This is a genomic window from Aquabacterium sp. (assembly GCF_016234775.1).
In the GTDB taxonomy this organism is placed as follows: Bacteria; Pseudomonadota; Gammaproteobacteria; order Burkholderiales; family Burkholderiaceae_C; genus Aquabacterium.
On record NZ_JACRAH010000005.1, the window covers coordinates 81,126 to 101,188 of the forward strand.

The window sequence follows — 20,063 nt, forward strand, 5'->3', positions numbered from 1 at the left end:
GCGCGAGGTGGGGGCTGAGCCAACATCCGGCCAGGCTTCATTGTTGGCGGTCCCGCTTTGCAAGCGGGACTCCCTTGCGATACTCGCGAGGAAGTGGCGCCGGAGAACTCCCTGCGTGGTCTGACGACCACTCCGGTCAAACAGCTCCGGCGAGTCAGATGACGAAGCACGCTGCGCGTGCCCACTTCCCCACTGCGCTTCTCAGCGCCAACAAGGCGCCCGGCCAGATGCCGGCTCAGCCCTTTTCCACCTCGCTGTCAGCATGCACAGGCCGCATGTGCTGCGCACTCTCGCTACCCTCTTTGCAAAGCCGAATCGAGTCTGCATCGCATTGTTGGCCAATAGAAATAGCAGGCACTATTCCGCACCAACAACCGTGGCGTGCGGCCAGCGGGGCCGAAAAGGCTGAGGTGGCATGCGGCCGGGCGCCTTGTTGGCGTCGCAGGCGCGCAGGGAGGCTCAGGTTTGCCCCTTGTCACAGACAAGGGGATGGCGAGCATGTTTGAGGCCGCAGGCCGAGTTGCGCAGCCACCTGAGCTGGACGAGCACCGTAGAGCAGTCCTGCGTAGCAGGACCGACAACATTGAAGCCCGGCCGCATGCCACCTCGGCCGCGCCCCGCGCTGCCACGCCAAACCGCACAGCACATGGCAGGCATAAAAGAACCAATAAGACTCAGCCCTGCTTCTCCATCGCATCCCGCAAAGCCTGACGCAACTGCTGCCCGATCTCCGGCTTGCCCGCAAACGGATCGGTTGGGTTGCGCCCCTGCACCACATCTTCCAGACGCGTCTGCACCATGCCCAAAGCCTGTGGATGCGTGTAGATGTAGAACTGCCCCGACTCGATGGCCTTGTAGACCAGCTCTGCCGTATCCGTGGCCGTGACCTTGCCCGATGTCACAGCCTTCGTGCTCATCGCCTGCGCGATCATCTGGCTTGGCGTGGGCTTGCCTTCGCTGCGCATCTCGGCGGGGCGATTGCGATGCGACAGGTGAATGCCGGTCGGCACGAAGTACGGGCACAGCACCGAGGCGTGTACCTGCTCCGTCACCAGCGCCAGATCCTGGTACAGCGTCTCCGACAAGCTCACCACCGCATGCTTGCTCACGTTGTAGGCGCCCATGTTCGGCGAGTTCAACAAGCCGGCCATCGAGGCCACGTTGACCATGTGGCCCTGATAGCTCGGATCCTTGCGCGCCGCCGCCAGCATCAACGGGGTGAACACGCGCATGCCGTGGATCACGCCAAACAAGTTGACGCCGATCACCCATTCCCAATCGCGCTGCGTGTGCTCCCAGATCAGGCCGCCGTGCGCCACGCCTGCGTTGTTGATGACAATGTGCGGCGCACCGAAGCGCTCCATGCAGATGTCAGCCAGCGCCTGGATGTCTTCGGCGCGTGACACATCGCCACGCAAGGCCGCCACCTTCACGCCCGTGGCGCTCAGCTCGGCCACGGCGGCGTCCAGCGCATCTTGCTGCACATCGGTCAGCACCAGGTTGAGGCCTTTCTTCGCGCCAAGCCGTGCCAGCTCCAGGCCAAAGCCGCTGCCAGCGCCGGTGATCACGGCCGTCTGGCCCGCTTGCAAATTCAAAGTCGACATGTTGTTGTCCTGCGTCCTGCTGTGGGGGGATCAGTAGGGAGATTGATCGAGGGATCAGATCAGTTTGACCAGCTGCTTGCCGAAGTTCTTGCCCTTGAGCAAGCCCAGGAAGGCCTCGGGCGCGCTGGTTATGCCCTGGGCCACGGATTCGCGGAATTTCATCTTGCCGGTAGCCACCATCGTGCCCAGCTCCATCGTGGCCTCGGGCCAGACTTCGGGGTGCTCGCTGACGATGAAGCCTTCGATCTTCAGCCGGTTGACCAGGATCAGCGCGGGGTTCTGCAAAGGCAGCGGCTGGCCGTCATAGCCGGCGATCATCCCGCACATGGCGATGCGGCCAAACGCATTCATGCGCAGCAGCACGGCGTCCAGGATCATGCCGCCCACGTTCTCGAAATAGCCATCGATGCCATGGGGCGTGGCCTCCTTCAGGGTCTTGTAAAAGGCCTTGGGGTCGCTGTGCTGCTTGTAGTCGATGCAGGCGTCAAAACCGAGTTCTTCGGTCACATAGCGGCACTTGTCGGCGCCACCGGCCACACCCACCACGCGGCAGCCACGGGCCTTGGCCAACTGCCCCACCACGCTGCCCACGGCACCGCTGGCGGCGCTCACCACCACGGTTTCGCCGCTCTTGGGTGCGATGATCTTGATCAGGCCATACCAGGCGGTGACGCCGGGCATGCCCACCGAGCCCAGATAGGCCGACAGCGGGATGTGGGTGGTATCGACCTTGTGCAGCATGGCGCCCTTCACACTGGCGTCCACCACCGAGTACTCCTGCCAGCCACCCATGCCCAGCACCTTGTCGCCGGGCGCAAAGCGCGGATGCTTGCTCAGCACCACCTCGCCCACGGTGCCGCCGATCATCACGGTGTCAAGCGGCTGTGGATCAGCGTAGCTCTTGCTGTCGTTCATGCGGCCGCGCATATACGGGTCGAGCGACATGAAGTGATGGCGCACCAGCACCTGGCCATCGCTCAGTTGATCGGCCGTGGGCACGGGCACCTCAACGAGCTTGAAGTTGTCCACGGTGGCTTCGCCTTGCGGGCGCGATGCCAGCAGGATCTGATGGTTGGTGGTCATGTGAACTCTCCTTCAGCGTGACAGCTGGTTGGCGGATGAATCGATCAGGAGGGGCGCGGGCTCAGTCAGAACCCGGCCCGTGAAGCAAGGGTTTGGCAGCCGGCCGCACTTCGCGGTCGGACACCGGCAAGGCCCGCAGGAACTTGAACGTGGCCGTGGCATGGGCACACACGCGGCCTTTCGAATCCAGCACCTTGCCTTCGGTGAAGGCCATGGAGGCGGTCGAGTGCAACACACTGCCCAGTGCCCGGATATGGCCCAGGCCTGGTCGCATGAAGGTGGTCTTCATCTCGATGGTGACCAGGCCAGGCCCGCCATCCGGCTGATCCAGGTTCAGGCTGCGCGCCGCATGGGCCATGGCCACATCCAGCAAGGTCATCATCAGGCCACCGTGCGCCACGCCGAATGAGTTGGTGTGCTGGTCCTGCACGTCCAGTGTGATCTCGGCTTCGCCGTTTTCGTAGCGCTGCATCTCGCAGCCGATCTGCTCGATGAAGGGGATGCGAACCGCAAAGGGAATGGCCATGTCAACCAATCAAGGCGCTGACGCCACCGTCCACCGCCAGGATCTGCCCGGTGATGTGCTTGCCTGCGTCAGACGCGAACAGCAAGGTGATGCCCTTGAGGTCTTCATCATCGCCCACGCGCAACAGTGGTGCTCGGTTTGCAATGGTTTCTTCGCCAACCATGGCCAGCGTGCCCGCCGTCATCTTGCTAGGAAAAAAGCCCGGCGCAATCGCATTGACGCGGATGCCCTGGTGCCCCCACTCGCAAGCCAGGGCCCGCGTGAAGTTGATGACCGCGCCCTTGCTGGTGTTGTAGGCAATGGTCTGCATGAAGGGTGGGTTGCCGCGCAGGCCGGCGATCGAGGCCACGTTGATGATGCGGCCCTGCTTGCGCGGGATCATGCTGGCCTTGGCGATGGCTTGCGACAGCAGAAAGTAGCCACGCACGTTCAGGTTCATGACCTTGTCCCAGGCTTCGATCGGGTGTTCGGCAGCCGGTGCGCCCCAGGTGGCACCCGCGTTGTTGACGAGGATGTCCACATCGCCCACACGCTCCAGGGTTTCGTCTGCCAGGCGCTGGATATCGTCGGCCTTGCCGGCATCTGCAGCAATCCAGCGCGCATCGATGCCGGCTGCTTGCAGATCTTGCACGGCCAGCTCCAGGTCAGCAGACTTGCGCGAGCTGATCACGACCTTGGCGCCAGCCTCGCCCAATGCATAGGCCATCTGCAGGCCCAGGCCGCGCGAGCCGCCAGTGATCAGGGCCTTCTTGCCTGTCAGATCGAACAGCTGTTGTACCTTGCGTGCTTCCGTCATGCTGCCCTCGCCTCAGATGTTGTAATCGACCACGTGGCGGGTGGCCGCCATCTCGCGGATCTGCGCCACCACACCCTGGTGATGCGGATGAGGGATGTAGGCAGCCAGTGCATCCTTGCTCTCGAACGTGGACACCAGCACCACGTCGCAGTTGGCCTCCAGGCCTTCGGTCTTGATGCCGACGTCGAACTCATGCATGCCGGGCACCAGGCCCTTGCAGCTGTCCAGCAGGGCCTTGACCTTGGCTGCGTCTTCGGGGCGCTTGAGCGTCCACATCACGATGTGTCTCAACATGGTTTGTCTCTCTCGGTGTTGTGAGGTGATTCGATCAGATGATCAGGTGTTTCGGTGAAGCTCAGAACCAGTCGGACTGGGCTTGTGCACAGGTCAGGTCACGCTTGGCGACCACACCCAGCCAGGCGTCGATCTTGGGCAACTCGAAACTGAAGAAGTAGTCTGCACAGGCCAGCTTGCCTTTGAGGAAGCCAGCACCCAAGGGGCTCTTGTCCCAACTGTGCTGATCGTGGCCTTGCGCTTGCGCGGCTTTGGCCGCCAAGGCCAGCTCCAGCCAGATCCACGCGAGCACCGTGTGGCCAAAGGCTTGCAGATACGGCGTGGCATTGGCCAATGCCTCTTCAGGCACGCCAGTTGACCAGGCGGCCTTGGTCGTCGCGCCAATCTTTTGCAGGGCTTGCGCCAAGGCATTGGCATGCACGGCCAGGCCGTCCACCTGCCCTGCCTTCTGAATCGTTTCGCTGATGCGCTCGGCCAGCACGCTCAAGGCCTTGCCGCCGTTCATCACCACCTTGCGGCCCAGCAGGTCCAGCCCCTGGATGCCGTGCGTGCCTTCGTGGATCATGTTGAGGCGGTTGTCGCGCCAGTACTGCTCCACCGGGAAGTCACGCGTGTAGCCGTAGCCACCCAGAATCTGGATGGCCAGGCTGTTGGCTTCCTGCGCCCATTCGCTGGGCCAGCTCTTGGCAATCGGCGTGAGCAGCTCCAGCAGCAGGCCAGCTTTCTCGGCCTCGGCGCCGGTGCCCGTGTGTTGATCGTCCACCAGTTGCGCGCACAGCAGGCCCAGGGCCAGACCACCCTCGGCAATGGCTTTTTGCATCATCAGCATGCGCTTGACATCGGTGTGCTCGATGATGGGGATCTGCGGTGCGCTGTGGTTCTTGCCACCCGCGCTCATGTGACGGCCTTGCGGGCGTTGCTTGGCGTAGTCCAGCGAAGCCTCATAGCCTGCATAACCCAGCATCGTGGCACCCAGGCCCACGCTGATGCGGGCTTCATTCATCAAGGTGAACATGCATTTGAGCCCTTCACCCTGCTTGCCGATCAGGTAGCCCACGGCACCCGCCTGGCCGTTGACCGGGAACTTGCCTTCGCCAAAGTTCAGCAGCGTGTTGACCGTGCCACGGTAGCCGCACTTGTGGTTCAAGCCGGCCAGGGCCACGTCGTTGCGCTGAGCGGTGATGCTGCCATCTTGTTTGACGAGCTTGCGCGGCACGATGAACAGCGAGATGCCCTTCACGCCCGGTACGGGCTTGCCATCTTCGCCGGGAATCTTGGCCAGCACCAGGTGCACGATGTTCTCGCCCATCTCGTGCTCGCCGCCCGATATCCACATCTTGTTGCCGGTAAGGCGATAGCGTGGCCCCAGGCTGTCCTGTGCCCAGTCGATGCCGGTGCCATCGCCGTTCACATCGGGCACGGCCTTGGTGGCGATGTCCGACAGGCTCGATCCCGCCTGGGGTTCGCTCAGGCACATGGTGCCGAAGGTGCGGCCTTCAAAGCCACCACGCGCGAACACATCGATCTGCTTGGGCGTGCCGTGCGCCAGGATGGTGTTGGCATTGCCGCGCGTGAGCATCGGGTACGCGGCCAGCGACACACTGGATTTGTAGAAAAAGCTCATCGACGCGATCTCGACCACCGTGGGCAACTGCATGCCACCGATGTCGGCGTCCTTGCTGCCCGCCATCAGACCCGAATCGTTGAAGGCCTGCATGGCCACGGGCGTTTCCTTGGGCAATGTCACGGTCACGCCATCGAACTCAGGTTCGTGGATGTCGGTCAGGCGGTTGATAGGTGCGAACTGCTCGGTGGCGATCTTCTCGCTGAGGTCCAGCACAGCCGTAAAGGTCTCGCGATTGTGTTCGGTGTGGCGTTCGCGCTGGCACAGGCCTTCTGCGTTCAGCCAGTCGTACAGCAGGAAATCAACGGTAGCGCGGTGGGTCATGATCTCGACTCAGGTGATGCGGTGGTATCGGTCAACACGGACAGCAACTCGGCAAGGCGGGCCGGCCGACGTTGAGGTGGATGTGCAATTGAATGGACAAGCTTGAGCTTGGACGCTGCTTCAGCGTCCCTTGAACACAGCATCGCGGCGCTCCAGGAAGGACTGGATGCCTTCCAGCGCGTCTTCGCTTTGCATGACGGGCAACAGGTTGGGGAACAAGGCCTTGGCTGCGGCAGCCTCCCCTTCGTTCCAGGCCAGACGGGTGGACTTCAGCACGTTCTGCACACCCATGGGCGCCGCTTTGGCGATCTTCTCGGCGATCTCTCTAGCCTTGTCCAATTGCTGACCGGCAGGCACCACCTCTTGCACAAGCCCTGTCCGCAAGGCCTCGTCGGCATACCAATAGTCACCCGTCAGCAGATAGCGTTGTGCAGCGCCCCAACCCATTTGCTGCGGCAAGCGCAAGGTGGCGCCACCACACGGGAAGATGCCGCGCTTGACTTCCAACATCGCAAAGCGCGTGTTGTCAGCCGCCACACGTACTTCCGTGTTGAGCATGATCTCCACGCCCCAGGTGAAGCAGTTGCCCTGCACCGCCATCACCACAGGCTTGCTGTGCCGCTCACCCGTCAGGCCGAAGGGGTCGATCTCACCTTCACCGATCTCGAAGCCTTTGCCATTGCCGAAGATGGGCGCCCACTTGTCCAGTTCCACACCCGATGTCATGTGCTGGCCTTCGCCATACAGCAAGGCAACACGCAGATCACGGTTGCGACTCAACTCCCCATAGGCCTTGGCGATGTCGTGGTACATCTCGGGCGACAAGGCGTTGTGCTTCTCGGGCCGGTTGACCTTGATCTCCAGGATGTGTCCGACCTGGCGGGTTTCGATGTAGGACATGCGCGTGTCTCGCTGTGAATCAATTCAGGCACAAAAAAAGGCCCGCATGGCAAGCGCCAAGCAGACCTCGGGTTCAGATCGTCTGATCCATCATGTTGTAGTGCAATCGGCGACCGATCGACTGTCGAGGGCCTCAGCCCGCGATCAGGCCTTGCCGCCCGTCACGCGCTGGCCTTCTGCGGCCAGCTTGACCAGCAAGGGCGCTGGCGTCCAGAAAGCAGCGTCGCTGCTGGCCGTGGCCGCAAAGCCCTTCATCAGCTCGATCACCTTGGGCAGGCTCAGCATGTCGGCGTACAGCATGGGGCCGCCGCGGTAGGCCGGGAAGCCATAGCCCGTGAGGTAGACCATGTCGATGTCGGAGGCCTTGGAGGCAATGCCTTCCTCCAGGATCAAGGCACCTTCGTTGACCAGGGCCAGCATCAGGCGCTGCACGATTTCTGCGTCGCTGATGGCACGGGGCGTGATGCCTTTATCTGCGCGGACCTTGTCAATGCAGGCCTGCACTTCAACCGAAGGCACGGGCTCGCGCTTGCCCACTTCATAGTCGTACCAGCCCTTGCCGGTCTTCTGACCAAAGCGACCCAGCTCGCAGATGGCATCGCCCACAGGGCTGTAGATCACATCGGGCCTTTCGATCTTGCGGCGCTTGCGGATGGCAAAGCCGATGTCGTTGCCGGCCAGGTCACCCACACGGAAGGGGCCCATGGCCCAGCCAAAGGCCTCGGCCGCCTTGTCAACCTGCTGCACGGTCGCGCCTTCTTCGATCAGGAAGAAGCTCTGGCGCACGTACTGCTCGAACATGCGGTTGCCGATGAAGCCATCGCACACGCCGGACACCACGGCCACCTTCTTGATCTTCTTGGCGACCTGCATGACCGTGGCCAGCACATCCTTGGCGGTGTGCTTGCTGCGCACCACTTCCAGCAGGCGCATCACATTGGCCGGGCTGAAGAAGTGCAAGCCGATCACATCGCCCGGGCGTTGGGTCACTTCAGCGATCTTGTCCACGTCCAGCGTCGAGGTGTTCGATGCCAGGATGGCACCGGGCTTCATGACGCTGTTGAGCTTGGTGAAGACTTGCGACTTCACGCCCATGTCTTCAAACACGGCCTCGATGACCATGTCGGCCTGGGCGATGTCGTCGTAGCTCAGGGTCGTGGTCAGCAGGCTCATGCGCTGCTCGTACTTGTCTTGCGCCAGCTTGCCCTTGGCCACTTGCGCTTCGTAGTTCTTGCGGATGATGCCCACGCCGCGGTCGATGGCTTCCTGCTTCATCTCCAGCATCGTGACGGGGATGCCCGCGTTCAAGAAGCACATGGTGATGCCGCCACCCATGGTGCCGGCGCCGATCACGGCCACCTTCTTGATGTCACGCACGGGCGTGTTGTCGGGCACATCGGGGATCTTGCTGGCGGCGCGCTCGCCGAAGAAGGCGTGGCGCAGGGCTTGAGCCTGGTCGCTGGTCACCAGCTTGGCGAACACGTCCTGCTCAAAAGCCAGGCCGGCGTCCAGATCCAGCCTGGTCGAGGCTTCCACGCAATCCACACAGCGCTGTGGCGCCTCCAGTTTCTTGCGGATCTTGGCCAGATCGGCGCGAGCCTTGGCAAAGGCCTCGGCATCAGCGGGCGCGGCCACACTCAACTGACGCACGGAAGGCAGTGGACGCAAGGCAGCCACGTCCTTGGCAAAGGCGATGGCAGCGGGCAACAGATCGCCCTCCACCACCTTGTCGAACAGCTTCTGGCCCGGGGCCTTGGCCAGCTTCTCGGCGGGCACGGAGGCGCCGCTCGTGATCATCTGCAAAGCGGTCTCGACACCCAGCACGCGCGGCAGGCGCTGCGTGCCACCCGCACCCGGCACGATGCCGATGTTCACTTCCGGCAAGGCGATCTGGGTGCCCGGCACCACCAGGCGATAGTGGCAGCCCAGGGCCAGCTCCAGCCCACCGCCCATGGCCACGCCGTGAATGGCCGCCACCACCGGCTTGCCCGATTGCTCGACCGCCGTGATGGCTGTGTGGAAGGAAGGCTCGGCCGCCATCTTGGCCGTGCCGAACTCGCGGATGTCTGCCCCGCCACAGAACACCTTGCCAGCGCCCGTGATCACGATCGCCAACACGGCGCTGTCTGCATTGGCCTTGGCGACGCCATCAACGACACCAGCTCGCGTGCTTTGCCCGAAACCGTTGACGGGAGGGTTGTCGAGGGTGATGACGGCCACGCCGTCGGTGACTTGGTAGGAGGTGCTCATGGCGATCTCGGGCTCGATGAAAGACAAGGGAACACCGCGGCACAAAAAGCCCGGCAAGGCACATGCACCGCGTTCAATGATGCTCAAACGTCAATTCTGACAAGAATCATTGTACGAATTGGTGAACATTGTGCACCGACTCCGCAAAGGTGCGCGACCACCCCGTGAAAACACCTAGACGCAGGTATGCCTTACGTCAATCTGAGCCCTGGAGGGTCAAACCTCCAGCCACTCCTTGCGGGTGTATTGATCCGCGCGCAGCTCATCCGGCGTGCCGTGGAAAACCACCTCGCCGTGGCCCATCACGTAGCAGCGCTGCGAAATGTCCAGCGCGATGGTGAGCTTCTGCTCCACCAGCAGCACGGCCAGGCCGCGCTTTTGCAGCTCCTTGAGATACTGCCCCACCAGTTCCACGATCTTGGGCGCCAAACCTTCCGTGGGTTCGTCGATCATGATCAGATCCGGATCACCCATCAGCGTGCGGCACAGCGTCAGCATCTGCTGCTCGCCGCCGGACATCACACCTGCTTCCGTGTGCTGCCGCTCCTTCAGGCGCGGGAACATCTGGTACATGTCGTCCAGGCTCCAGCGGCCCTTTTTCGAGCCGGCCTTCATGCCCAGCCTCAGGTTCTGCTCCACCGTGAGCTTGGGGAACACATCGCGGCTCTCGGGCACATAACCCAGGCCACGCCGCGCGATGTCATAGGTCTTGTGGCCCAGCAGTTCCTGCTCGTTCCATTTGACCGAGCCCTGCCCTTCCACCAGGCCCATGATGGCCTTGATGGTGGTGGAGCGCCCCGAGCCATTGCGGCCCAGCAGGCTCACGATCTCACCAGGTTTGACCTCCATGTCCACACCATGAAGGATGTGGCTCTTGCCGTAGAAGGCGTGCAGATTCTGGATGCTCAGCATGGTGTTCAGACTCCGGCTTCGGCTTCAGCAGCCTGGCTTTGCGCCAGCACCGAACCCAGGTAAGCCTCTTTGACGCGTTCATTGGCCCGCACGTTCTCCGGCGTATCAAAGGCGATCACCTCGCCATACACCAGCACCGCGATGCGATCGGCCAGGCCGAACACCACACCCATGTCGTGCTCGACCGTCAGCAAGGTCTTGCCCACCGTCACGTCACGGATCAACTTCACGAAGTTGGCCGTCTCGGACTTGCTCATGCCGGCCGTGGGCTCATCCAGCAGGATCACATCACCGCCACCGGCAATGGTCACCCCCACCTCCAGCGCCCGTTGTTCGGCGTAGGTCAGCGCCGAGACATGCACATCGCGCTTGCGACGCAGGTGGATCATGTCCAGCACTTCTTCGGCGCGCGCGTTGACCTTGTCCATCTTCGACAGGAAGCGCCAGAAGGTATAGCGCTCGCCCATCGACCACAGCACCGCACAGCGGATGTTCTCGAACACCGTCAAGCGCGGAAACAGGTTGGACACCTGGAAGCTGCGAGCCAGCCCACGCCGATTGATGTCGTATGGCGTACGGCCATGAATGGACTCACCATTGAGCAGGATCTCGCCACTCGTGGGCGCCATGCGCCCGCTGATCAGATTGAACAAGGTGGACTTGCCCGCGCCATTGGGCCCGATCAGGGCCACGCGCTCACCGGCCTTCACAGCCAGCTCGGTCCCGCGGATGATCTCGGTCTTGCCAAAGGACTTGCGCACCTGGCGCAACTCCAGCGCCATCCTCGGTGCCGACGTGTTTGCTTGCATTGACGTACTCATGCTCAACCCCGATCAATGCGCTTGCTGGCGCACCATCTGCGCCTCGATCTCTTCCTGGATCTGGTTCCACTGACGCGAGAAGCGTCGGCGCACCAGCTCGAACAAGCCCACCCCCACCGCCAGCGCCAGCACGGTCATGCCCCAGGTAGAACCAAGCTGCGTATTGAGCTCAACACCGGCAAAGCGCATGACGGGGCCCAGGGCCTCATTGAGCTTGACGTGGTAGACCATCTCCACAATGGCTGCAAACGGCAGCACCACCAGCGCGGCGGTGGCGGCCAGCGCCGCATACGTGCCCCACAGGCGACGCAACATGCCGTAGGCAGCCAGGCGCACGTTCATCATCAGCAGGCTGGCGATGCCGCCAGGCGCAAACATCACCATGAACAGGAAGACCAGCCCCAGATACAGCAACCAGGCCTTGGTCAGCTCCGACAGCATCACCATTGCGAACACCATCAGCACCGCGCCAATGATCGGGCCGAAGAAGAACAGCGAACCACCCAGGAAGGTGAACAGCAGGTAGGCCCCGGAGCGCTGCGCGCCCACCACCTCAGCGGTCACGATCTCGAAGTTGATGGCGTACAGGCCACCTGCGATGCCGGCAAAAAAGCCCGCGATCATGAAGGCGATGTAGCGCACCCGTTGCGTGTCATAACCGATGAACTCGACACGCTCGGGGTTGTCGCGCACGGCATTGAGCATGCGCCCCAAGGGGGTCTGCGTGAAGGCAAACATCAGCACCGTGCAGATGAAGCAGTACACGGCAATGAGGTAGTACACCTCAATCTGCGGCCCGAAGGTGATGCCCATGAAAGGCTGCCCCACCACGCGGTTACTGCTGATGCCTCCCTCGCCACCAAAGAACTCAGGCAGCATCAGGGACATGTTCCACACCAGCTCACCGACACCCAGCGTGATCATGGCAAAGGTGTTGCCTGACTTCTTGGTGGTGACGGCGCCCAGCAAGGCGGCGACCAGGAAGCCGGCCACCCCACCGATGATGGGAATCAGACTCACCGGGATGGCCCAATCACCCGCCCCCACCTTGTTGAGCGTGTGAATGGCGGCAAACGAACCCAGGCCGGAATACACGGCATGACCGAAGCTCAGCATGCCACCTTGCCCCAGCAGCATGTTGTAGGACAGGCAGACGATGATGGCGGTGCCCATCTGCGTGAGCATGGTCATGGCCAGGCTGCTCTTGAAGAACATAGGGGCCACTAACAGCGCCAGGGCATACGTTGACCACAGCACCCAGCGGCCGACATTCAGAGGACGAAATCGATAGACATTGCTGGACATGCTCATTACTCCTCACGTGTGCCCAGCAGGCCCTTGGGTCTGAAGATCAGGATCAACACCAACAGGAGATACGGCAGGATCGGCGCCATCTGCGACACCGTGATTTTCAGCAGCGGGTAGGACCAGTGCTCATAGTTCACCGTCTGGCCTTGGCTTTGCATGAAGGTGGCCACCGACACATCGGCCACCACAGCAAAGGTCTGCAGCAGGCCGATCAGCAAGGAAGCCAGGAAGGCCCCCGCCAACGAGCCCATGCCGCCCACGACCACCACCACGAAGATGATGGCGCCCACCGAGGCCGCCATATTGGGTTCGGTCACAAAGGCATTGCCACCGATCACGCCGGCCAGGCCAGCCAGTGCGCAGCCGCCACCGAACACGCCCATCATCACGCGCGGCACGTTATGCCCCAGCGCCTGAGCCATGTCAGGATGAGTCAGCGCCGCCTGGATGATCAAGCCGATGCGCGTGCGGGTCAGCAGCAGCCACAAGGCGCCCAGCATGAAAAAGGCCACCAGGGCCATGAAGCCGCGGTAGATCGGGAACTGCGTGCAGGAGTTGCCGGCAGCAGGGCCACAGATCGCCTGATCACCCGCCCCCAGCATGAACTGCAGGCCTTGCGCCTTGACGTTGGCCACCGTGAACAAGGGCCCGCTGAGCGATTCGGGGATGCGGTAGTCGACATTGGCCGGCCCCCAGATCAGCCGCACGCACTCGTACACGACGTAAGACAGGCCGAAGGTGATCAACAGCTCCGGCACATGCCCGTAAACATGCACCTTGCGCAGGCTGTATCGCTCGAACATGGCGCCCAGCACCCCCACCAGCAAGGGCGCGAGTATCAAGGCAGGGAAGTAGCCCACCGTGCCGGCGATCATGTAGGCGAAGTAGGCACCCAGCATATAGAAGCTGGTGTGTGCAAAGTTCAGCACACCCATCATGCTGAAGATCAGCGTCAGCCCGGAGCTGAGCATGAACAGCAACAGCCCGTAGCTGATGCCGTTCAGAAAGAAGACAACAAAGGTTTCCATCAGGCGCGGCGCACGAGTGAAACCGGGGCAGGCGCTGCGCCACCTTGCCTGCCCACATTCATCGGCCCAGGCAACTCATCGAAGATGCCCCAGGCCGCTCGTATCACGAAGGACGCTTCATCTGGCAGGACGTCGGCGTGCTCGACACATACGCGTCGAACGACTTCACAGGCACGAAGGTCATGCCCGTCTTTTCGACGTCGTAGCCGTTCTTGGCATCCACCGGCGCCCACTTGGCGATGAACAAGGGTTGCTGCAACTGGTGATCAGTCTTGCGCAATTCGACTTCACCGTTGAAGCTCTTGAACTTCAAGCCCTCCATCGCGGCGGCCACCTTCACCGGGTCGGTAGACTTTGCCTTGGCCATGCCTTCTGCCAGCATCGTCAGCCCCGAGTAGGTGGCAGCCGAGTAGTAGTCGTCATTGAAGCGCTTCTTGAACTCGCTGACCAGGGTCGCATTCAGGCCGGGCATGTTGTAGTGGCCGTAGCCCACCTGGTAGACGCGACCATCGGCGGCCTTGCCCAGTGCGGTCGGGGTGCCACCGAAGTTGGCGTAGTAGGTGTAGAACTTGACGTTCAGACCCGCTTCGTTCGCGGCCTTGACCAGCAAGGCCAGGTCAGAACCCCAGTTGCCTGTGATCACGGTATCGGCACCGGAAGATTTGATCTTGGCCACATACGGCGCGAAGTCACGCACCTGGGCCAACGGATGCAGGTCGTCACCCACGATCTGGATGTCAGCACGCTTGCGGCCCAGCATGGACTTGGCAAACTTCGAGACCTGCTGGCCGTGTGCATAGTTCTGGTTGATCAAGTAGACCTTCTGCACGTCCTTCTGATCCTTGATGAAGGTGGTCAGCGCCTCCATCTTCATGGAGGTGTCGGCATCCAGACGGAAGTGCCAGTAGCTGCACTTGCTGTTGGTCAGATCAGGATCTACCGCGGCGTAGTTCAGGTAAACGATTTCCTTGCCGGGGTTGCGTTCGTTGTACTTGTTGACGCCATCCACCAACGCCAGCGCGGATCCCGATCCCAGGCCCTGCACGACATAGCGGATGCCCTGGTCGGCTGCCGACTTAAGGGCATTGAGGGATTCAGCCGGGCTGAGCTTGTTGTCGATGCTGACGATTTCGAACTTCACGCCAGCGGGGTTGTTGGCGTTGATCTTCTCGGCCACAAACTGGAAGCTCTTGACCTGATTCTGACCGACGCTGGCCATCAGGCCGGACAGTGGATCGATCCAGGCGATCTTGACGGTTTCACCCTTCTGGGCCAATGCCGCGCCAGCGGACAGGCTGGCAGCTACCAGAAGGCTCAGCGTGCGAACTTGGGGAACAGGGAAGCGCATTGAAATCTCCGTGTCGTGATGAACCTAAGCGTGGTCAATTTACCCCCCTGAATTGAGGGCGTCCGTCAGGGATGACCCGCACATGCACCTTAGTGCGCGTAAATGAACAAAACACCTGCGCATGCGCGCAACAGCGCACATCACCCGCAAAAAAAAGGCGCCCCAAATGGAGCGCCCTGTGTGCTTCACACAACGATCAAGCCGTAGGCAGCTTGTGGTCCTTGAACTTTTCGCGCAATTGCAGCTTGGAGATCTTGCCAGTGGCCGTGTGCGGAATTTCTTCAACGAACACCACATCGTCCGGCGTCTGCCAGCTGGGAATCTTGCCTTTGTAGAAGGCGATCAGTTCATCCACCGTGGCTTCGGCGCCAGGCTTCTTGACCACCACCATGAGCGGGCGTTCATCCCACTTCGGATGATGGCAAGCAATCGCAGCAGCTTCGTGCACAGCCGGGTGGGCCATCAGCACATTTTCCAGGTCGATGGAGCTGATCCATTCGCCACCGGACTTGATCACATCCTTGGAGCGGTCGGTGATCTGCATATAGCCATCGGGGTCGATGGTGGCCACGTCGCCCGTAGGGAACCAGCCATCATGCAGTGGCGACTTGTCGATGTTGAAGTAACTGCTGATGACCCAATGGCCGCGCACTTCCAGATCGCCGGCGGCCTTGCCATCCCAGGGCAGCACCTTGCCATCGGCATCCACGATGCGCATGTCGATGCCATAGACCGACTTGCCCTGCTTTTCCAGCAGCTTTTGCTTGTCCTCAAGCGACCAGTCCGCATGCTTGGACTTGAGACGACCCAAGGTGCCGATGGGTGACAACTCGGTCATGCCCCAGGCGTGGATGACTTCAACCTGATAGTCGTTTTCGAACGTGCGAATCATGGCAGGCGGGCAAGCCGATCCACCAATGATCGTGGTCTTGAAGGTGCTGAACTTCAGGTTGTTGGCCTTGACATGGTTCAGCAGACCCAACCAGATGGTGGGCACGCCAGCGCTCATGGTGACCTTCTCTTCTTCGAAGAGGTTGTACAGCGAAGCGCCATCCAGGTGGTGACCCGGCATCACCAACTTGCAACCCACCAACGCGGCGGCGTATGGAATGCCCCAGGCATTGACGTGGAACATGGGCACCACAGGCAACACGGTGTCCGTGGCCTTCAGGCTCATGGCATCAGGCAAGGCAGCGGCGAACGCGTGCAGCACGGTAGAGCGGTGCGAATAGACGGCGCCCTTGGGGTTGCCGGTCGTGCCGGAGGTGTAGCAAATGCTCGCGGCGGCATTTTCGTCAAACGACGGCCAGGCGTAGTTGCCATCCTCGGCAGCGATCAGGTCTTCGTAGCAATGCAGGTTGGCCAGCGCCGATTCGCGCGGCATGTTCTCGCGTGCGCACATCAGCACCACATGCTTGAGTGTGGGCAGCGACGGTGCCAGCTTCTCGACCAGCGGGAAGATGTTCAGGTCAACAAAGATGACCTTGTCCTGCGCATCGCTGGCGATCCAGACGACTTGTTGCGGGAACAATCGCGGATTGATGGTGTGGCAAACGCGCTGCGAGCCCGAGACCGCGTAGTAAATCTCCATGTGGCGATAGCCGTTCCAGGCCAGGGTGCCCACGCGATCGCCGGCTTCCAGGCCCAGACGGTCCAGTGCCTGCGCCAGCTTGCGGGAGCGCAACTCGATCTCGGACCAGTTGGTGCGGTGCATGTCGCCTTCCACACGCTTGGACACGATCTCGACATCACCGTTATGACGTGCCGCATGCGTCAGCAGCGACGAAATCATCAAGGGCATGTGCATCATTTGGCCCATCAGGCTCATAGGAACTACCTCCGAACAAAGAGTGAAACGCAATTGACCAGGCAGGCCAAAACAGGAAACAGGCCGACTCAGATCGGCAGGCGGATCTTAGACCGAGGAGACCGGAAACCACATGGGAAACCATCAAGGGATAACCCTAGGATCCCCACATTCAGGCGTGGCCCCTGTTCAATCCAGGAAACGCGCGAAGCCAGATACCGGCTCCCGATCCGACAGCAAAGTATTGTCGATCGCATCCAGATCCGCATACCCGAGGGCCATCCCCACTACCACCATCTCGGTCTCTTCATTCAAACCCAGGTGGGCACTGACGATGCAGTGGTACTGGTTGAACGCCGCTTGTGGACAGGTGTCCAGGCCGCGCGCGCGGGCAGCCATCATGAGGGTCTGCTGGAACATGCCGCAGTCCATCCAGCTGCCGCGGCCCAGTCGGCGGTCGATGGTGAAGATCAGACCTACCGGCGCATCGAAGAACGCGTAATTGCGGCCCTGCTGCTCATGCATGCGCGCTTTTTCTTCACGGCCGATTTCCAGCAAACCGTACAGGTCCAGCCCGACCTGTCGGCGCCGATCGGCATAGGGCGGCTCCCACTTCGCAGGGTAATAGCCCTCTTCCGTCTTGTGCTGCGCCGCCTGAGCGGGATCGTTGTACGCGGCCATGATCTTGTCGACCAGGCCTTGGCGACTGGCGCCCGTCAGCACATGCACACGCCAAGGCTGGGTGTTGCTGCCCGACGGTGAGCGCGACGCGACCTGCAGGATCTCATCGATCAACTCACGCGGCACAGGCTTGGTCAGGAACCGCCTGATCGAGCGTCGCGAGGTGATGGCGTGATCCACCGCAGCGATCGACTCGGGCGTGATCACATCCGGCTCACGCGGCACCGACTTCGGGTGGGGCATCTCAATCCACCTTGGGTTTGACCTGCAGGGCTTGCAACGCCTTCACGAAAGGCTCCGGCAAGGGCACGGGGCGACGCGTGCTTCGGTCCACATACACATGCACGAAGTGCCCCACCGCCGCCGACATGGGCTCGCCTTCATCGAACAGGCCGATCTCGTAGCGCACGCTGCTCTTGCCGATGTGGGCCACGCGGATGCCGGCATCCACGTTTTTGGGAAACTCCAGCGAAGCAAAATAATTGCAATGCGTCTCGATGACCAGGCCGATGACGTCACCGTTGTGGATGTCCAGCACACCCGCCTCGATCAGATAACGGTTCACGGCCGTATCGAAGTAGCTGTAGTAGGTGACGTTGTTGACGTGCCCGTAGATGTCGTTGTCCATCCAGCGGGTGGTGATGGTGCTGAAGTGGGCGTAAGCCGCCCGCTCTTGCGCTTGGGGTCTTTCCATGAATGGGCTCTTCAGAACTGACAAATCGAGTTGCATGATAGCCAAGCCAGCACGTTGCCAACATCTGCGCAGACGGTTTGACCGAGCCGAATCGCACGGCTACATTACTGACCCACCAGTCAGTTATTTTGAAAGTCACTGCCTTGAGCCGCGTCCCCTCGCCTGCTTCTGCCCTGCCCGTACCTGCGGACAAACCGGACGCCAGCGGGCCCTCCTGCCCGATCGCAGCTGCGGTGGCGGCATTGGCCCCCAAGGTGCGCCAGCGGCGCAAGGCTGCCCGCCCTCACGAGTTGCTGGAAGCTGCCATGAACCTGTTCGTGGAGAAGGGCCTGGCGGCCACACGAGCGGAAGAGGTCGCCAAACGAGCAGGCGTATCCAAGGGCACGCTGTACCTCTACTACCCCAGCAAGGACGAGCTCTTCAAGGCGGTAGTTCGCGCCTACCTCACCCAGGTGATCGTGGAAGGTGAAGAGTTGCTGGAGCAATTTGACGGCAGCACGTCCGATGCCCTGCACCTGCTGGCCCACACCTGGTGGTCGCGGGTGGGCTCATCCAAGGCGTCAGGGCTGCTGGTGCTGATCATGGCCGAGGCCGCCAACTTTCCGGAGCTGGCACAGTTCTATGTGGATGAGGTGGTCGCGCCAAGCCATGCCTTGCTGGCCCGAGCCGTGCAGCGTGGCATCGACCGCCAGGAGTTCAGGCAGATGGATGTCACCTCGGTCGTCCATGCGCTGATTGCCCCGCTGCAATTCCTGATCCTGTATCGCCAGTGCACATCGGTTTGCACGGCCAACCCGGTGCCACTTGATCCGGCACGTTTCATGACGACCCAGATCGAACTGCTTCTGAGAGGCCTTGAGGTTCGCCCCGGTAACGCACAACAGCAAGAGACATGAGCAACAAAACCAAGTGGATCGCCCTGGCAGCCGGTGTGCTGGTTCTGGGTGGCGGCATCGGCCGCGCCATCGTGCACAAGAAGGCACAGCAAAGCGACCTGGCGCAGAGTTCCGCCAGCGCGCAGGCGCCTCAGATGACGCTGACGTCGCGCGAGGTCATGACGGCCCAGCCGACTCAACTCACGCACACCATCGCCATCTCGGGCAGCTTGAGCGCCCAGCGCTCGGCCATCGTCAAGGCCAAGGTGGCCGCCGAGCTGCTGAGCCTGAAAGTGCGTGAAGGTGACCAGGTCAAGGCCGATCAGGTCATTGGCAAGCTCGATCCTCAGGAGTTCGACACCAAGCTGCAACAGGCACGCCAGCAGGCGGCCTCGGCCAAAGCCCAGTGGCAGATCGCCCAGCAGAACCTCGACAACAACCAGGCCCTCATTCAACAAGGCTTCATCTCGCGCAATGCGCTGGACACTTCGCAGTCCAACGCCGCCGGCACCAAAGCGGCCTACGAGGCCGCACAAGCCGCCGTCGACCTGGCCAGCAAGTCCTTGAAGGACAGCACCGTGCGTGCGCCGATTGCCGGACAGATCTCGCAGCGCTTCGTGCAAGCAGGCGAACGCGTGGCCGTGGATGGCCGCATCGTGGAAGTGGTGGACTTGAACAGCCTGGAGTTGCAGTCACCTCTCTCGCCGCAAGACGTGACGCAAGTGCGCGTGGGCAGCCCTGCCACCCTCCATCTTGACGGCTTGAGCGAAGCCATCACCGCCCGCATTGCCCGCATCAACCCCAGCGCCACAGCCGACACCCGCTCGGTCATGGTCTACCTGGCTCTGCCCAGCCACCCCGCCCTGCGCCAGGGCCTGTTTGCCCAAGGCGAGATCATGCTGGCGCAACGCACTGCACTTGCCGTGCCCTTGAGCGCCATCACCAGGGAATCTGGCCGTGACCAGGTGCTGCGGGTCAGCCAGGGCAAGGTGAGCAGGGTCAACGTGAAACTGGGCACGCACAGCGGCAAGAGCCCTGAGGGGCTGCCCATGCGGGAGGTGATCGAAGGCGTGCAGGCTGGCGACGTGATCGTGCGCAACGCCACCGGCACCGTGCATGACGGCCAGGCCGTCAAGCTCGAACAGCCCGCTGCAGCCACGCGCTGATACCGACACCTGCCAGGAAACG

Annotated in this window: 18 protein-coding genes; 2 read left to right on the top strand and 16 right to left on the bottom strand. The window is 61.9% G+C overall.

Annotated features, from left to right (window positions below):
* Nucleotides 1-674 precede the first annotated feature (674 nt).
* From HY836_RS02600 to HY836_RS02675, 16 genes are all read right to left on the bottom strand, one after another.
* Nucleotides 675-1,604, bottom strand: coding sequence for an SDR family oxidoreductase (locus tag HY836_RS02600; protein WP_290673281.1), 930 nt, complete (start codon nucleotides 1,602-1,604; stop codon nucleotides 675-677).
* Between the two features lie 54 nt (nucleotides 1,605-1,658).
* A complete protein-coding gene (locus tag HY836_RS02605; protein WP_290673283.1) occupies nucleotides 1,659-2,687 on the bottom strand; it encodes an NADP-dependent oxidoreductase in 1,029 nt (342 codons plus the stop codon).
* 61 nt (nucleotides 2,688-2,748) lie between these two features.
* Nucleotides 2,749-3,213 (bottom strand): PaaI family thioesterase, encoded by a 465-nt coding sequence (locus HY836_RS02610; protein ID WP_290673285.1) that lies wholly within the window; start codon nucleotides 3,211-3,213, stop codon nucleotides 2,749-2,751.
* Between the two features lies 1 nt (nucleotide 3,214).
* Nucleotides 3,215-4,009, bottom strand: coding sequence for an SDR family oxidoreductase (locus tag HY836_RS02615; protein WP_290673287.1), 795 nt, complete (start codon nucleotides 4,007-4,009; stop codon nucleotides 3,215-3,217).
* A gap of 12 nt (nucleotides 4,010-4,021) precedes the next feature.
* On the bottom strand, nucleotides 4,022-4,303 hold the full coding sequence (locus tag HY836_RS02620; protein ID WP_290673289.1) for a Dabb family protein: 282 nt from the start codon (nucleotides 4,301-4,303) through the stop codon (nucleotides 4,022-4,024).
* 61 nt (nucleotides 4,304-4,364) lie between these two features.
* Nucleotides 4,365-6,251 carry an acyl-CoA dehydrogenase gene (locus HY836_RS02625; RefSeq protein WP_290673291.1) on the bottom strand — a complete coding sequence of 629 codons (1,887 nt, stop codon included), beginning with the start codon at nucleotides 6,249-6,251 and terminating at the stop codon, nucleotides 4,365-4,367.
* A gap of 120 nt (nucleotides 6,252-6,371) precedes the next feature.
* Nucleotides 6,372-7,151, bottom strand: coding sequence for a crotonase/enoyl-CoA hydratase family protein (locus tag HY836_RS02630; protein WP_290673293.1), 780 nt, complete (start codon nucleotides 7,149-7,151; stop codon nucleotides 6,372-6,374).
* A 144-nt stretch (nucleotides 7,152-7,295) separates the two neighbouring features.
* Nucleotides 7,296-9,401 carry a 3-hydroxyacyl-CoA dehydrogenase NAD-binding domain-containing protein gene (locus HY836_RS02635; RefSeq protein ID WP_290673295.1) on the bottom strand — a complete coding sequence of 702 codons (2,106 nt, stop codon included), beginning with the start codon at nucleotides 9,399-9,401 and terminating at the stop codon, nucleotides 7,296-7,298.
* Between the two features lie 216 nt (nucleotides 9,402-9,617).
* Nucleotides 9,618-10,313, bottom strand: a complete 696-nt coding sequence (locus HY836_RS02640) for an ABC transporter ATP-binding protein (RefSeq protein WP_290673297.1) — start codon at nucleotides 10,311-10,313, stop codon at nucleotides 9,618-9,620.
* A 5-nt stretch (nucleotides 10,314-10,318) separates the two neighbouring features.
* Nucleotides 10,319-11,122 carry an ABC transporter ATP-binding protein gene (locus tag HY836_RS02645; RefSeq protein WP_290673299.1) on the bottom strand — a complete coding sequence of 268 codons (804 nt, stop codon included), beginning with the start codon at nucleotides 11,120-11,122 and terminating at the stop codon, nucleotides 10,319-10,321.
* 24 nt (nucleotides 11,123-11,146) lie between these two features.
* Complete coding sequence (locus HY836_RS02650) at nucleotides 11,147-12,439, bottom strand: branched-chain amino acid ABC transporter permease (RefSeq protein WP_290673301.1); 1,293 nt, start codon at nucleotides 12,437-12,439, stop codon at nucleotides 11,147-11,149.
* Nucleotides 12,440-12,444: 5 nt separating this feature from the next.
* Nucleotides 12,445-13,470: a branched-chain amino acid ABC transporter permease gene (locus tag HY836_RS02655; RefSeq protein ID WP_290673303.1), complete on the bottom strand. Its 1,026-nt coding sequence runs from the start codon at nucleotides 13,468-13,470 to the stop codon at nucleotides 12,445-12,447.
* Between the two features lie 103 nt (nucleotides 13,471-13,573).
* A complete protein-coding gene (locus HY836_RS02660) occupies nucleotides 13,574-14,818 on the bottom strand; it encodes a branched-chain amino acid ABC transporter substrate-binding protein (RefSeq protein WP_290673305.1) in 1,245 nt (414 codons plus the stop codon).
* Between the two features lie 196 nt (nucleotides 14,819-15,014).
* Entirely contained in the window at nucleotides 15,015-16,646 is a 1,632-nt protein-coding gene (locus HY836_RS02665; RefSeq protein ID WP_290673307.1) for a 3-(methylthio)propionyl-CoA ligase, read from the bottom strand.
* Between the two features lie 168 nt (nucleotides 16,647-16,814).
* Entirely contained in the window at nucleotides 16,815-17,549 is a 735-nt protein-coding gene (locus tag HY836_RS02670) for a nitroreductase (RefSeq protein ID WP_290673309.1), read from the bottom strand.
* A gap of 1 nt (nucleotide 17,550) precedes the next feature.
* Nucleotides 17,551-18,000, bottom strand: coding sequence for a thioesterase family protein (locus HY836_RS02675; RefSeq protein WP_290673311.1), 450 nt, complete (start codon nucleotides 17,998-18,000; stop codon nucleotides 17,551-17,553).
* Between the two features lie 143 nt (nucleotides 18,001-18,143).
* Here HY836_RS02675 and HY836_RS02680 point away from each other — a divergent pair, with 143 nt between their 5' ends.
* Entirely contained in the window at nucleotides 18,144-18,896 is a 753-nt protein-coding gene (locus HY836_RS02680; protein ID WP_290673313.1) for a TetR/AcrR family transcriptional regulator, read from the top strand.
* Nucleotides 18,893-20,041 carry an efflux RND transporter periplasmic adaptor subunit gene (locus tag HY836_RS02685; protein WP_290673315.1) on the top strand — a complete coding sequence of 383 codons (1,149 nt, stop codon included), beginning with the start codon at nucleotides 18,893-18,895 and terminating at the stop codon, nucleotides 20,039-20,041. Before HY836_RS02680 ends, HY836_RS02685 begins: the two co-directional genes overlap by 4 nt.
* The last annotated feature ends 22 nt before the right edge of the window (nucleotides 20,042-20,063 follow it).

Excerpts from the sequence above, each read along its gene's own strand:
- HY836_RS02600 (WP_290673281.1), bottom strand. The coding sequence starts at position 1,604 with ATGTCGACTTTGAATTTGCAAGCGGGCCAGACGGCCGTGATCACCGGC.
- HY836_RS02605 (WP_290673283.1), bottom strand. The coding sequence starts at position 2,687 with ATGACCACCAACCATCAGATCCTGCTGGCATCGCGCCCGCAAGGCGAA.
- HY836_RS02610 (WP_290673285.1), bottom strand. The coding sequence starts at position 3,213 with ATGGCCATTCCCTTTGCGGTTCGCATCCCCTTCATCGAGCAGATCGGC.
- HY836_RS02615 (WP_290673287.1), bottom strand. The coding sequence starts at position 4,009 with ATGACGGAAGCACGCAAGGTACAACAGCTGTTCGATCTGACAGGCAAG.
- HY836_RS02620 (WP_290673289.1), bottom strand. The coding sequence starts at position 4,303 with ATGTTGAGACACATCGTGATGTGGACGCTCAAGCGCCCCGAAGACGCA.
- HY836_RS02625 (WP_290673291.1), bottom strand. The coding sequence starts at position 6,251 with ATGACCCACCGCGCTACCGTTGATTTCCTGCTGTACGACTGGCTGAAC.
- HY836_RS02630 (WP_290673293.1), bottom strand. The coding sequence starts at position 7,151 with ATGTCCTACATCGAAACCCGCCAGGTCGGACACATCCTGGAGATCAAG.
- HY836_RS02635 (WP_290673295.1), bottom strand. The coding sequence starts at position 9,401 with ATGAGCACCTCCTACCAAGTCACCGACGGCGTGGCCGTCATCACCCTC.
- HY836_RS02640 (WP_290673297.1), bottom strand. The coding sequence starts at position 10,313 with ATGCTGAGCATCCAGAATCTGCACGCCTTCTACGGCAAGAGCCACATC.
- HY836_RS02645 (WP_290673299.1), bottom strand. The coding sequence starts at position 11,122 with ATGCAAGCAAACACGTCGGCACCGAGGATGGCGCTGGAGTTGCGCCAG.
- HY836_RS02650 (WP_290673301.1), bottom strand. The coding sequence starts at position 12,439 with ATGTCCAGCAATGTCTATCGATTTCGTCCTCTGAATGTCGGCCGCTGG.
- HY836_RS02655 (WP_290673303.1), bottom strand. The coding sequence starts at position 13,470 with ATGGAAACCTTTGTTGTCTTCTTTCTGAACGGCATCAGCTACGGGCTG.
- HY836_RS02660 (WP_290673305.1), bottom strand. The coding sequence starts at position 14,818 with ATGCGCTTCCCTGTTCCCCAAGTTCGCACGCTGAGCCTTCTGGTAGCT.
- HY836_RS02665 (WP_290673307.1), bottom strand. The coding sequence starts at position 16,646 with ATGAGCCTGATGGGCCAAATGATGCACATGCCCTTGATGATTTCGTCG.
- HY836_RS02670 (WP_290673309.1), bottom strand. The coding sequence starts at position 17,549 with ATGCCCCACCCGAAGTCGGTGCCGCGTGAGCCGGATGTGATCACGCCC.
- HY836_RS02675 (WP_290673311.1), bottom strand. The coding sequence starts at position 18,000 with ATGGAAAGACCCCAAGCGCAAGAGCGGGCGGCTTACGCCCACTTCAGC.
- HY836_RS02685 (WP_290673315.1), top strand. The coding sequence starts at position 18,893 with ATGAGCAACAAAACCAAGTGGATCGCCCTGGCAGCCGGTGTGCTGGTT.